Below are 12,392 nucleotides of genomic sequence, written 5' to 3'. Positions count from 1 at the left end.
CTCTTCTTATACGGTGGCCGTCGCGGCGGCACCCTGGCCGGCCGACAGGTCGATGGCTTTCTCAACGGTGACGGTGCCGAACAGCGCGCCCAGCGTTGCAGCGGCCACGGTGGCGGCCGGCACGCGCACGGCGTTGGCCGGCAGCGTCTTTTCCAGCGCCGCGGGCAGCACCACGCTGGCACCGTCCTGCGTCACGCGCACCGGGTCGCCCGCCTGCACGCCCAGCTTGGCGAACAGTTCCGACGACAGGCCCACCGTCATCGCGCGGCGCGCGGCAGCGGTCAGCTGCAGCGAGTCGGCTCGACGCACGATCGGGTCAGCGTGGTAGATCGGCACATCGGCGATACGCTCGATACCGTTGGCGGCGGCGGCCGTCACGCGGATCGCGGCGTCGGTGGCGTTGTTCAGCTGATCCGGGGCCAGCTTGACCAGCGCGGCGTCGCGCACGGCTTCAGCGGTCTCGAAGTCGAAGCCCGCCACGTCGAGCAGATTGCCCAGCACGCGCAGCACCTTCCAGCCCGGACGCGACTCACCCAGCGCGCGCACCACGCCGTTGAAGCTCTGGGCACGGCCCTCGGCGTTCACGAACGTACCGGCAGTCTCGGTGAACGGCGTGATCGGCAGGATCACGTCGGCGTATTGCATGGCGGCTTCCGAGCGGAACGGCGACAGCACCACGACGGTACCAGCCTGCTGCAGTGCGGCCACGGCCTTGCGCGCATCGGCGGTATCGAACTCGACTTCGGCGTTCAGCACGACATAGGCCTTGCGCGGCGCTTCGAACATCGCCTGGGCATTGGCACCGCCCTGCTGCGGCAGCGCGCCGGCGATATAGCCACCGACGGTATTGGCCGCTTCGGTCAGGAAGCCCAGCGTGGCGCCCGTTTCCGTGGCGATCCACTGAGCCAGCGCATGCAGCGCCGAGAATTGCGGGTGACGCACGGCTTCGTTACCGAGGAACACGGCACGGCGCTCGCCCGACAGCAGCGCATCGGCCACCGTCCTGGCGGCATCGCCACCGTCGAAGCCATCGGTACCGGCCGGAGCGGCCACGCCCTTGGCGGCGGCCACGGCACGGGCCACGCCAGCCAGTGCGGCGGTCCAGCCCGAAGGCGCCACGTCGATACGTGCGGCCAGCGGCATCAGCAGGTCTTCACCGCCGGTGCCGATCACGGCCACGCGGGCGCCCTTCTTGACAGCCTGACGCAGGCGCGAAGCCAGCAGCGGCTGGTCCTTGCGCAGCGAGGCGCCGATCACCAGTGCGCGTTGCAGCGTGGTGACGTCGGCAACCGGCATGCCCAGCCACGGCGCGCCCTTCAGCGCGGCCGAAAAATCAGTCTGACGCAGGCGGAAGTCGATGTTGTCGCTACCCAGGCCGCGTACCAGCTTGCCCAGCAGGAACAGTTCTTCCAGCGTGCTGTGCGGGCTGGCGATAGCAGCGATCTGGTCGGCGCCGTGATCACGCTTGATGCTCGCCAGGCCATTGGCCACGTACTCGAGCGCGGTCTGCCAGTCCGTTTCCATCCACTGGCCACCCTGCTTGAGCATCGGGCGGGTCAGACGGTCGGCGCTGTTCACACCTTCGTACGAGAAGCGGTCCTTGTCGGAGATCCAGCACTCGTTGACGTCTTCGTTTTCCAGCGGCACCACGCGCATCACGCGCTGGTTCTTGGTCTGGACCACGAGGTTGGCGCCTACGCCGTCGTGCGGCGACACCGACTTGCGACGGCCCAGTTCCCACGTACGGGCCGAATAGCGGAACGGCTTGCTGGTCAGCGCACCAACCGGGCACAGGTCGATCATGTTGCCGGACAGTTCCGAATCCACGGTCTGGCCGACGAACGTCGTGATTTCCGAGTGCTCGCCGCGGTTCAGCATGCCCAGCTCCATCACGCCGGCCACTTCCTGGCCAAAGCGCACGCAGCGGGTGCAGTGAATGCAGCGGGTCATCTCCTCCATGGAGATCAGCGGGCCCACGTTCTTGTGGAACACCACGCGCTTTTCTTCCTTGTAGCGCGACTCCGATGCACCGTAGCCCACGGCCAGATCCTGCAGCTGGCATTCGCCGCCCTGATCGCAGATCGGGCAGTCGAGCGGGTGATTGATCAGCAGGAATTCCATCACGGACTTCTGGGCCTTGACGGCCTTTTCGGAGTTCGTGAAGACCTTCATGCCGGGCGTCACCGGGGTGGCGCAGGCGGGCAGCGCCTTGGGCGCCTTTTCCACTTCGACCAGGCACATGCGGCAGTTCGCCGCGATGGACAGTTTGCGGTGGTAGCAGAAGTGCGGGATGTAGGTGCCCAGCTTGCGGGCTGCTTCCATCACGAGGCTGCCTTCCGCAACCTCAACCTTCTTGCCGTCGATCTCGAGTTCAACCATGTTCTGCCACGCTTCAGGAATGGGCCGGGACCATGCACTGCTTGTGTTCGACGTGATATTCGAACTCTTTCCAGTAGTGCTTGAGCATGCCGCGTACCGGCATCGCCGCGGCATCGCCGAGCGCGCAAATCGTGCGACCCATGATGTTTTCCGCGACGTTATTGAGCAGGTCCAGATCTTCCTGGCGGCCTTCTCCGTGTTCAATACGATTCACCATGCGATAGAGCCAGCCGGTGCCTTCACGGCACGGCGTGCACTGGCCGCACGATTCTTCAAAGTAGAAATACGACAGGCGCAGCAGCGACCGCACCATGCAGCGCGTCTCGTCCATCACGATCACGGCGCCCGAGCCCAGCATCGAACCGGCCTTGGCGATCGAGTCGTAGTCCATGGTCGACGCCATCATCAGGTCGGCCGGCACTACCGGTGCCGACGAACCGCCAGGGATGACCGCCTTGAGCGCCTTGCCACCGCGCATGCCGCCCGCCAGCTCCAGCAGTTCGGAGAACGGCGTGCCCAGCGGGATTTCGTAGTTGCCCGGACGCTCGACGTCGCCAGAGATCGAGAAGATCTTGGTGCCGCCGTTGTTCGGCTTGCCCATCTTCAGGTATTCCTCGGGGCCCACGGCCAGGAGGAACGGCACCGCGGCGAACGTCTCGGTGTTGTTGATCGTGGTCGGCTTGCCGTACAGGCCGAAGCTGGCCGGGAAAGGCGGCTTGAAACGTGGCTGGCCCTTCTTGCCTTCCAGCGATTCCAGCAGCGCGGTTTCCTCGCCGCAGATGTACGCGCCGTAGCCGTGGTGGGCATGCAACTGGAAGTTGAAGCCCGAACCCAGGATGTTGTCGCCCAGGAAACCGGCGCGGCGCGCTTCTTCGAGGGCTTCCTCGAAGATCTTGTATTCGTTCCAGATTTCGCCGTGGATGTAGTTGTAGCCCACGGTGATACCCATCGCGTACGCCCCGATAGCCATGCCTTCGATCAGCGCATGCGGGTTGTAGCGGATGATGTCACGGTCCTTGAACGTGCCCGGCTCGCCTTCGTCGGTATTGCAGACAAGGTACTTCTGGCCCGGGAACGAACGCGGCATGAAGCTCCACTTCAGGCCGGTCGGGAAACCCGCGCCGCCCCGGCCACGCAGGCCCGAGGCCTTGACGTCGGCAATCACCTGCTCGGGCGTTACCTTCTGTTCGAGGATACGGCGCAGCTGGGCGTAGCCGCCGCGCTTGACGTAGTCCTCGAGGTGCCAGTTCTTGCCGTCCAGGCCGGCCAGGATCAGCGGCTTGATGTGACGGTCGTGCAGAGAGGTCATGTTACTTGTCCCCCTTGGCGGCGGCTTCGGCCTTGAGCTCGTCGACCAGGGCGTCGAGCTTCTGGTCGCTCATGAAGCTGCACATGCGGGTGTTGTTGACGATCATCACCGGTGCGTCGCCGCAAGCGCCCATGCACTCGCCTTCCTTCAGCGTGAAGCAGCCATCAGCGGTGGTTTCGTTGTAGTCGATCCCGAGCTTGCGCTTCAGGTATTCGCCAGCCCGGTCGCCGCCCGACAGCGCGCACGGCAGGTTGGTGCAGACGGTGAGCTTGTACTTGCCCACCGGCTTGGTGTCATACATGTTGTAGAACGTGGCCACCTCTTCCACCCACACGGGCGGCATTTCCAGGTAGCTGGCGACGAACTGCATGACTTCGGGGGAAACCCAGCCCACCTCGCCCTGTGCCACGGCGAGTGCCGCCATCACGGCCGACTGCTTCTGGTCGGTCGGATACTTCGCGATCGCGCGATCGATTTCCTTGAGAGCTTCTGCTGATAGCATGGTCATTGCAGTAATACGGCGAAGCCCAGCCCTTTACGCCAGGCTTCGCTGGTTTGCAGCCGTCGCTGCCATGTTCTGCCGGCCCGGAACGCTCCAGCGCATTCCCTGCCGGTCCGTCGCAGGCCTGAGCCTGCCGCCACCATTACCGCCGGGGCCGGCCGAACACGCCCGGATCGTCGTCCGGGCAACGGCCTGTGACGGGATACCTTTCTGCCGGTATCCCTTAGCGGTCGATCTCGCCGAACACGATGTCCTGTGTACCGATGATCGTGACCGCATCCGCAATCATGTGTCCCTTGGCCATCTCGTCGAGCGCGGCCAGGTGGGCAAAGCCCGGGGCACGGATCTTCAGGCGATACGGCTTGTTCGCACCGTCCGAGATCGCGTAGATACCAAACTCGCCCTTCGGGTGTTCCACGGCCGCGTAAGCCTCGCCCGGCGGTACGTGGATGCCTTCCGTGAAGAGCTTGAAATGGTGAATCAGCTCTTCCATGTTCGACTTCATGTCCACGCGCGACGGCGGCGCGACCTTGTGGTTCTCGGAAATCACCGGACCCGGGTTGCGACGCAGCCAGTCGATGCACTGCTTGATGATGCGGTTCGACTGGCGCATTTCTTCCACGCGCACCAGGTAGCGCGAGTAGCAGTCGCCCGCCGTGCCCACCGGGATGTCGAAGTCCATCTTGTCGTACACCTCGTACGGCTGCTTCTTGCGCAGGTCCCACTCGATGCCCGAGCCACGCAGCATCGGACCAGTGAAACCCATCTGCAGCGCGCGCTCGGGGGTGACCACGCCGATATCCACCAGACGTTGCTTCCAGATACGGTTATCGGTCAGCAGCGTCTCATATTCATCCACGTACGTCGGAAAACGGTTCGTGAAGTCCTCGATGAAGTCCAGCAGCGAGCCCGAACGGTTTTCGTTCATGACCTTGATGGCCTTCTCGTTGTGGATCTTCGACGCACGGTACTGCGGCATCGTGTCCGGCAGATCGCGGTAGACGCCGCCCGGACGGTAGTAGGCCGCGTGCATGCGCGCACCCGACACAGCCTCGTACATGTCGAACATGTCCTCGCGCTCGCGGAACGCGTACAGGAACACCGCCATCGCGCCAACGTCCAGCGCGTGGGCGCCGATCCACATCAGGTGGTTCAGCAGACGGGTGATCTCGTCGAACATCACACGGATGTACTGCGCGCGGATCGGCACCTCGATGCCAAGCATCCGCTCGATCGCCATCACGTAGGCATGTTCGTTGACCATCATCGACACGTAGTCGAGACGGTCCATGTAGGGAACGCTCTGGATCCAGCTCTTCTGCTCGGCCAGCTTTTCCGTGGCGCGGTGCAGCAGGCCGATGTGGGGATCGGCACGCTGGATGACTTCGCCGTCCAGCTCGAGCACCAGGCGCAGCACGCCGTGTGCCGCAGGGTGCTGGGGACCGAAGTTGAGGGTGTAGTTCTTGATATCTGCCATGACGCCGTTCTCAGTGCTTCGTGCCGCCGTAGTTTTCCTCGCGAATCACGCGCGGCGTGATTTCGCGCGGCTCGATCGTCACCGGCTGGTAGATGACCCGCTTCTGCTCGGGGTCGTAACGCATTTCCACGTAGCCCGAGACCGGGAAGTCCTTGCGGAACGGGTGGCCGACGAAGCCATAGTCCGTCAGCAGACGGCGCAGGTCGGGGTGGCCTTCGAACACGATGCCGTAGAAGTCGAACGCTTCGCGCTCGAACCAGTTCAGCGAGTTCCACACGTCGATCAGCGACGGCACCACGGGCATGTCGTCGTCCGGCGCGAACACGCGCAGGCGCAGGCGCCAGTTGTGCTTGACCGACAGCAGGTGCGTGACAGCCGCGAAGCGCGGGCCGTCCCAGGTGCCTTCGGCATAGTCGGAATAATCGACGCCACAGAGGTCGACCGCCTGCTCGAAATGCAGCGACGGATCGTCGCGCAGCAGGCGTGCAACGTCGAGGGAGTCGGCGGCCTTGACGATCAGCGTCAGCTCGCCAAAAGCCTCGGTCAGGTTCTGTACGCGCTTGCCCAGAACTTTCTCGAGGGCGGCCTTGAGGGTATCGAGGTTCGCCATGTCAGCCCTTGCGCGCGATGGTGTTGGTACGCTTGATCTTGTTCTGGAGCTGGATCACGCCGTAGATCAGCGCTTCCGCCGTCGGCGGGCAGCCCGGAACATAGATGTCGACCGGCACGATCCGGTCGCAGCCACGCACCACCGAATACGAGTAGTGGTAGTAGCCGCCGCCATTGGCGCACGAGCCCATCGAGATCACCCAGCGCGGTTCCGCCATCTGGTCGTAGACCTTGCGCAGCGCGGGGGCCATCTTGTTGCACAGCGTGCCGGCCACGATCATCACGTCGGACTGACGCGGCGACGGGCGGAAGATCACGCCGAAACGGTCCATGTCGTAGCGTGCGGCGCCGGCGTGCATCATTTCCACTGCACAGCAGGCCAGACCGAACGTCATGGGCCACAGGGAACCCGTACGGGTCCAGTTGATCAGCTTGTCAGCGGTCGTCGTGACAAAGCCTTCGTTGAGAACGCCTTCGATTGCCATTTCACATCACTCCCAATCGAGCGCGCCCTTTTTCCAGATGTAGACGAAGCCCACGATGAATTCCAGCAGAAACACGCCCATGGCGATGAATCCCGGCCAACCGATGTCCTTGAGGGCAACGCCCCAGGGAAACAGGAAGGCAGTTTCGAGATCGAACAGGATAAAGAGGATGGCGATGAGGTAGTAGCGCACGTCGAACTTCATGCGCGCATCCTCAAATGCTTCGAAGCCGCACTCGTACGGCGACAGCTTCGCTGCGTCAGGATTGTTGGGACCGAGAATCCGACCAATGGACATCAGCGCTACACCGAGCACGATGCCAAAGAGGATGAAGACGAGGACGGGGAAGTAGGCTTCGAGTGTCAAGGTACGGCCAGCCTTATCTGGAATGTTGTCAACAGCACCAGCTAGCGGCGACCTGTTGCCCACCCCAGGCGCCATCCCGTCTTAGCACGGCGCCGCCTTGCGGACTGCCGGAGAGTCATGTTGCGATCCATGCATGACACGGATGCGACAATGACTTCCGATCAATTGTTTGGTGCCGACGGCGAGACTCGAACTCGCACAGCTTTCGCCACTACCCCCTCAAGATAGCGTGTCTACCAATTTCACCACGTCGGCTGGGGGAGAAACAATATTGCCTTGCGCCGGGTTTTTACACCCTACGAAGCGTTGTCAAAGGAGTTTGTCCTTTGGTTTTCGCCCCGCGCTGGGGAATCGTTTCAAGCCTTGCATTCTAACTCATGATTCCTGATTTGTTCAATGCACAACTACAAATTAAATCAGGAATCCGTGAACACACTGTTCGATTATTGCGTCGATGCCGAGCTTACTTCGGCACTGCGGGCGCGGCAGGCGTGGATGCTGCAGCTGCAGCCGCTGCCGGAGTCGATGCGGACGGCGCCGAAGCCTGCGTGGCCTGCGGTTGCTGGCCGGCACCCATCACGCCCAGCGAAGCCTGCGGCTTGTAGTTGCCAAGCAACGTCAGGCCCAGCGTGCACGCGAAGAACAGCGCAGCCAGGACGGCTGTGGTACGCGACAGGAAGTTTGCCGAGCCCGATGCACCGAACAGGCTGCCCGATGCGCCGGAACCGAACGCCGCGCCAACATCGGCGCCCTTGCCGTGCTGCAGCAGGACCAGGCCGATCACGCCCAGCGCGGACAGAACCTGCACGACGACCAACAGAGTCTTGAAAATTGCCATTTGGTTAAATTCGTTTCGTACTTGCCTGATCAGACAGTCGCATCCGGCATTCAGGCGTTGCCGATCGCGAGGAAATCATCCGCCTTCAGCGAGGCGCCGCCAATCAGCCCCCCGTCGATATCGGACATGGAAAACAGTTCCGCCGCATTGTCCGGCTTCACGCTACCGCCGTACAGGATGGCGATGTTCTGGGCTACGCCCGCATCCTTGCCGGTCACCTGCGCGCGCAGCGCGGCGTGCACAGCCTGGGCCTGCTCGCTGGTGGCCGTCTTGCCGGTGCCGATGGCCCAGACAGGCTCATAGGCCAGGACAATGTGATTCAGTTGCTCGATAGACAGGGCGTCGAGCACAGCCTGCAGCTGGCGGCCCACCACTGCCTCGGTCTGCCCTGCCTCACGCTCGGCCAGCGTCTCGCCGACGCAAACCACGGGGACCAGACCGGATTCCAGTGCGCGCAGCGCCTTGGCAGCCACCGTCGCATCGGTCTCACCGTGATAGGTGCGGCGCTCGGAGTGACCCACCAGCACGTAGGCGCAGCCAAACTCGGCCAGCATCGGGGCGGCAACTTCGCCCGTGAAGGCCCCGCGCGTCTCGGCGGACGTGTCCTGGGCACCCCACGACACCTGGGTACCGGTGAGCAGCGACTGGCACTGGGCAAGATAGGGGAACGGTGCGCAGACGGCCAGTTTCGCCTTGGCCGGCGCTGCCTTGATGCCTTCAAGCAGGGCCGCGTTGGCGGCAAGGCTGCCGTGCATCTTCCAGTTGCCGATGACCAGCTTTTGTCTCACAAGGGTCCCCTCTCAAATCAAACCGGCTATTGTAGCGTGGTCAAGGGGGTGCCGCCAGCGCACGGCGGACAATTGCGGACACCCAGTGGTCATCGGCCCACAATTGCGCCGGCCATGGCGCAATTGTGGGCCCAAGGCCCCGGATTACCAGGTCAGCACGATCTTGCCGGTGTGCTCGCTCGATTCCATCAAGCGATGGGCATCGGCAGCCTGCACGGCCGGGAACACCTTGTAGATCACCGGCTTGATCTTGCCCGATGCCAGCAGCGGCCAGACGTTCTGATGCAGCGCCTGCGCGATGGCGCCCTTGAACGACGCCGGGCGCGGACGCAGCGTCGAACCGGTAACGGTGATGCGTCGGCGCAGGATGTCGCCCAGCGGGATCTCGGCCTTGCCGCCGCCCAGCAGTGCGATGATGACGATGCGGCCATCGTCGGCGATGCAAGACAGTTCGCGTGCCAGGTACGAACCGGCCACCATGTCGAGGATCACGTCGACGCCCTTGCCTTCGGTCAACGCCTTGACCTCGGCCGCGAAGTCCTGCGTCTTGTAGTTGATCGCGCGGTCAGCACCCAGGTCTTCGCAAGCCTTGCACTTGTCGTCGCTACCGGCTGTGACGAACACCTTGAAACCCATCGCCTTCGCGATCTGGATCGCCGTGGTGCCGATGCCGCTCGACCCACCCTGGATCAGCAGCGCTTCGGCCGCGCCACGCGGGCCCTTGCCCAGCTGACCGCGGTCGAACACGTTGCTCCACACCGTGAAGAACGTCTCCGGCAGTGCGGCAGCTTCGATATCGCTGAGACCTTCCGGCACCGGCAGGCATTGTTCGATCGGCGCCGTGCACAGCTCGGCGTATCCGCCGCCCTGCACCAGCGCGCACACCCGGTCGCCCACCTTCAGGCCGAAGCGGTTTGCCGGATTCGACAGGTCGCCACCCACCACCACGCCCGCCACCTCAAGGCCGGGCAGGTCCGAGGCACCAGGAGGCACCGGATAGTTGCCCGTGCGCTGGAACACATCGGGACGATTGATGCCCGCAGCCGCCACGCGGATCAGGATTTCTCCGGCCTTCGGCTCCGGGTCGGGACGCTGCGTTTCCTGCAGGACTTCAGGGCCGCCGTATTCACGGATTTCGATGGCTTTCATGATCGCTCCTCATCAATGTCGTATATCGCATCGCGCGCGGCAAAAATGCGCGCGCCGAACGCGGGAAAAAGACTGACCGGCAGTGTAAACAAAAAAGCGGCTGGACATTGCCAGCCGCTTTTACGGGTACTGCTACAGGTACTGCCTGACGCTCAGCTTACTGCTGCTGTTCCGGCGAGGTCGGTGCAGCCGGCGCGTCGCCTTGCTGGGCGATCGGGCTGATGCTGCCACCCTCTTCGGCCAGCGCTGCCTTCAGCGACAGACGCAGGCGACCCTTCTCGTCGGCCTGGATCAGCTTCACGCGAACCTGCTGGCCTTCCTTCAGCCAGTCCTTGATGTCCTTGACGCGCTCGTTGACGATCTCGGAGATATGCAGCAGGCCGTCCTTGCCCGGCAGGATGTTCACGATGGCACCGAAGTCCAGCAGCTTCAGCACGGTACCGGCGTAGATCTTGCCCACTTCGGCTTCGGCGGTGATGCCTTCGATGCGGCGCTTGGCTTCGGCCATGCCATCGGTCGACGTCGACGCGATCGTGATCGTGCCGTCTTCCTGGATGTCGATGGTCGTGCCGGTTTCCTTGGTCAGCGCCTGGATGGTCGAACCACCCTTGCCGATCACTTCACGAATCTTGTCCGGATGGATCTTCATCGTGATCATGCGCGGTGCGTGCTCCGACAGCTCGGTACGGGCGTGGCCCATCGCTTCCTGCATCTTGCCCAGGATGTGCATGCGGCCTTCACGGGCTTGCGCCAGTGCCACCTGCATGATTTCCTTGGTGATGCCCTGCACCTTGATGTCCATCTGCAGTGCCGTGATACCCGAATCGGTACCAGCCACCTTGAAGTCCATGTCGCCCAGGTGATCTTCGTCGCCCAGAATGTCGGTCAGCACGGCAAACTTGTTGCCTTCCAGGATCAGGCCCATGGCCACGCCGGCCACGTGCGCCTTCACCGGAACGCCGGCGTCCATCAGTGCCAGGCAGCCGCCGCACACCGAGGCCATCGACGACGAGCCGTTGGATTCGGTAATTTCCGAAACCAGGCGGATCGTGTAGGCGAATTCGTCTTCCTTCGGCAGCACCGGGATCAGTGCACGCTTGGCCAGACGGCCGTGACCGATTTCACGACGCTTCGGGCTGCCCACGCGACCCGTCTCGCCAGTGGCGAACGGAGGCATGTTGTAGTGGAGCATGAAGCGGTCGCGGTATTCGCCAGCCAGCGCGTCGATGATCTGCTCGTCGCTCTTGGTGCCCAGCGTAGCCACTGCAAGTGCCTGCGTTTCGCCACGCGTGAACAGCGACGAACCGTGCGCGCGCGGCAGCACAGACGAACGGATCTCGATCGGGCGCACGGTGCGCGTGTCGCGGCCGTCGATACGCGGCTCGCCGGCCAGGATCTGACCACGCACGATCTTGGCTTCCAGGTCGAACAGGACGTTGCCGACTTCCACCTTGTCGGCTTCCACGCCAGCTTCGGCCAGCTTTGCCTGCACGGTTGCGTAGACTTCCTTGAGCTTGGCGCTACGGGCCGACTTCTGGCGCAGCTGATACGTTTCCTGCAGCAGCGGCAGGCCGACCTCGCTGACCTTGGCGATCAGTGCCTCGTTCTTGGCGGCAGGCGCCCAGTCCCATTCCGGCTTGCCGCCTTCACGGACCAGTTCGTGGATGGCGTTGATGGCGGTCTGCATCTGCTCATGGCCGTACACCACGGCGCCCAGCATCACGTCTTCCGACAGCTGGTTGGCTTCCGATTCCACCATCAGCACGGCACGCTCGGTACCGGCGACGACGAGATCCAGTTCCGAAGCGGCGATCTGCGAACGGGTCGGGTTCAGCAGGTACTGGCCGTCCTTGTAGCCAACGCGGGCGGCGCCCACCGGGCCGCTGAACGGGATGCCCGACACGGCCAGCGCGGCCGACGAGGCGATCAGGGCCGGGACGTCGGCCGGCACTTCCGGGTTGATCGACAGCACGTGGATAACCACCTGCACGTCGTTGTAGAAGCCTTCCGGAAACAGCGGACGCAGCGGACGGTCGATCAGGCGCGAGGTCAGCGTCTCGTTTTCCGACGGACGGCCTTCACGCTTGAAGAAGCCACCCGGGATCTTGCCGGCGGCATAGGTCTTTTCGATGTAGTCGACGGTCAGCGGGAAGAAGTCCTGGCCCGCCTTCGGGCTCTTGGCTGCCACCACGGTGGCCAGCACCACGGTGTCTTCCACGTCGACGATCACGGCACCCGATGCCTGACGGGCGATTTCGCCGGTTTCCATGCGGACCGTGTGCTGGCCCCACTGGAATTCCTTGACGATCTTGTTGAACATGGTCATGAGCGTTCCTTGAATCATGCTTGCCTGCCGTAAACAGATACGGCGGGCCGACGCCTGCGCTCGCAGCGGCAGGCGGACTGCCGGAATTTGCCCCGGTCCGCAGTCTCAGGGAAGTGCTATGCCATTCCATCGCGCCACCGTCCGGCCCTGCATGAGGACGATGC

11 protein-coding genes and 1 tRNA gene are annotated in these 12,392 nt (G+C 63.6%); all 12 read right to left on the bottom strand.

Annotated features, from left to right (window positions below; all coding sequences use genetic code 11):
* Positions 1-6 precede the first annotated feature (6 nt).
* The 12 genes from nuoG to pnp all read right to left on the bottom strand — a co-directional run bounded on the left by nuoG (position 7) and on the right by pnp (position 12,228).
* A complete protein-coding gene (gene nuoG, locus ACOABP_RS13690) occupies positions 7-2,379 on the bottom strand; it encodes an NADH-quinone oxidoreductase subunit NuoG (RefSeq protein WP_474225598.1) in 2,373 nt (790 codons plus the stop codon).
* Between the two features lie 13 nt (positions 2,380-2,392).
* A complete protein-coding gene (nuoF, locus tag ACOABP_RS13685) occupies positions 2,393-3,688 on the bottom strand; it encodes an NADH-quinone oxidoreductase subunit NuoF (RefSeq protein WP_474225597.1) in 1,296 nt (431 codons plus the stop codon).
* A gap of 1 nt (position 3,689) precedes the next feature.
* Positions 3,690-4,190 (bottom strand): NADH-quinone oxidoreductase subunit NuoE, encoded by a 501-nt coding sequence (gene nuoE, locus ACOABP_RS13680; RefSeq protein ID WP_066739034.1) that lies wholly within the window; start codon positions 4,188-4,190, stop codon positions 3,690-3,692.
* Positions 4,191-4,413: 223 nt separating this feature from the next.
* Positions 4,414-5,667, bottom strand: coding sequence for an NADH-quinone oxidoreductase subunit D (locus tag ACOABP_RS13675; RefSeq protein WP_066738980.1), 1,254 nt, complete (start codon positions 5,665-5,667; stop codon positions 4,414-4,416).
* Between the two features lie 10 nt (positions 5,668-5,677).
* Positions 5,678-6,277: an NADH-quinone oxidoreductase subunit C gene (locus ACOABP_RS13670; RefSeq protein ID WP_474225596.1), complete on the bottom strand. Its 600-nt coding sequence runs from the start codon at positions 6,275-6,277 to the stop codon at positions 5,678-5,680.
* 1 nt (position 6,278) lies between these two features.
* A complete protein-coding gene (locus tag ACOABP_RS13665) occupies positions 6,279-6,761 on the bottom strand; it encodes a NuoB/complex I 20 kDa subunit family protein (protein WP_008643342.1) in 483 nt (160 codons plus the stop codon).
* Between the two features lie 6 nt (positions 6,762-6,767).
* The gene (locus tag ACOABP_RS13660; RefSeq protein WP_029050851.1) at positions 6,768-7,127 is read right to left on the bottom strand and encodes an NADH-quinone oxidoreductase subunit A; all 360 of its coding nucleotides are present in this window, start codon (positions 7,125-7,127) and stop codon (positions 6,768-6,770) included.
* 170 nt (positions 7,128-7,297) lie between these two features.
* Positions 7,298-7,382 (bottom strand) — tRNA-Leu (locus tag ACOABP_RS13655).
* A gap of 208 nt (positions 7,383-7,590) precedes the next feature.
* Positions 7,591-7,965, bottom strand: a complete 375-nt coding sequence (secG, locus tag ACOABP_RS13650) for a preprotein translocase subunit SecG (protein ID WP_474225594.1) — start codon at positions 7,963-7,965, stop codon at positions 7,591-7,593.
* 50 nt (positions 7,966-8,015) lie between these two features.
* Positions 8,016-8,720, bottom strand: a complete 705-nt coding sequence (tpiA, locus tag ACOABP_RS13645) for a triose-phosphate isomerase (protein WP_474227835.1) — start codon at positions 8,718-8,720, stop codon at positions 8,016-8,018.
* Positions 8,721-8,897: 177 nt separating this feature from the next.
* Entirely contained in the window at positions 8,898-9,902 is a 1,005-nt protein-coding gene (locus tag ACOABP_RS13640) for an NAD(P)H-quinone oxidoreductase (RefSeq protein ID WP_474225592.1), read from the bottom strand.
* A gap of 157 nt (positions 9,903-10,059) precedes the next feature.
* Complete coding sequence (gene pnp / locus ACOABP_RS13635) at positions 10,060-12,228, bottom strand: polyribonucleotide nucleotidyltransferase (protein WP_066738985.1); 2,169 nt, start codon at positions 12,226-12,228, stop codon at positions 10,060-10,062.
* Positions 12,229-12,392: the final 164 nt, after the last annotated feature.

The sequence above is a fragment of the Cupriavidus sp. HE11 genome, assembly GCF_056097175.1.
Note: the sequence above shows the minus strand (reverse complement) of the source record. Positions and strands in the feature narration are given on the sequence as shown.

Excerpts from the sequence above, each read along its gene's own strand:
- nuoG (WP_474225598.1), bottom strand. The coding sequence starts at position 2,379 with ATGGTTGAACTCGAGATCGACGGCAAGAAGGTTGAGGTTGCGGAAGGC.
- nuoF (WP_474225597.1), bottom strand. The coding sequence starts at position 3,688 with ATGACCTCTCTGCACGACCGTCACATCAAGCCGCTGATCCTGGCCGGC.
- nuoE (WP_066739034.1), bottom strand. The coding sequence starts at position 4,190 with ATGCTATCAGCAGAAGCTCTCAAGGAAATCGATCGCGCGATCGCGAAG.
- ACOABP_RS13675 (WP_066738980.1), bottom strand. The coding sequence starts at position 5,667 with ATGGCAGATATCAAGAACTACACCCTCAACTTCGGTCCCCAGCACCCT.
- ACOABP_RS13670 (WP_474225596.1), bottom strand. The coding sequence starts at position 6,277 with ATGGCGAACCTCGATACCCTCAAGGCCGCCCTCGAGAAAGTTCTGGGC.
- ACOABP_RS13665 (WP_008643342.1), bottom strand. The coding sequence starts at position 6,761 with ATGGCAATCGAAGGCGTTCTCAACGAAGGCTTTGTCACGACGACCGCT.
- secG (WP_474225594.1), bottom strand. The coding sequence starts at position 7,965 with ATGGCAATTTTCAAGACTCTGTTGGTCGTCGTGCAGGTTCTGTCCGCG.
- tpiA (WP_474227835.1), bottom strand. The coding sequence starts at position 8,720 with ATGCACGGCAGCCTTGCCGCCAACGCGGCCCTGCTTGAAGGCATCAAG.
- ACOABP_RS13640 (WP_474225592.1), bottom strand. The coding sequence starts at position 9,902 with ATGAAAGCCATCGAAATCCGTGAATACGGCGGCCCTGAAGTCCTGCAG.
- pnp (WP_066738985.1), bottom strand. The coding sequence starts at position 12,228 with ATGACCATGTTCAACAAGATCGTCAAGGAATTCCAGTGGGGCCAGCAC.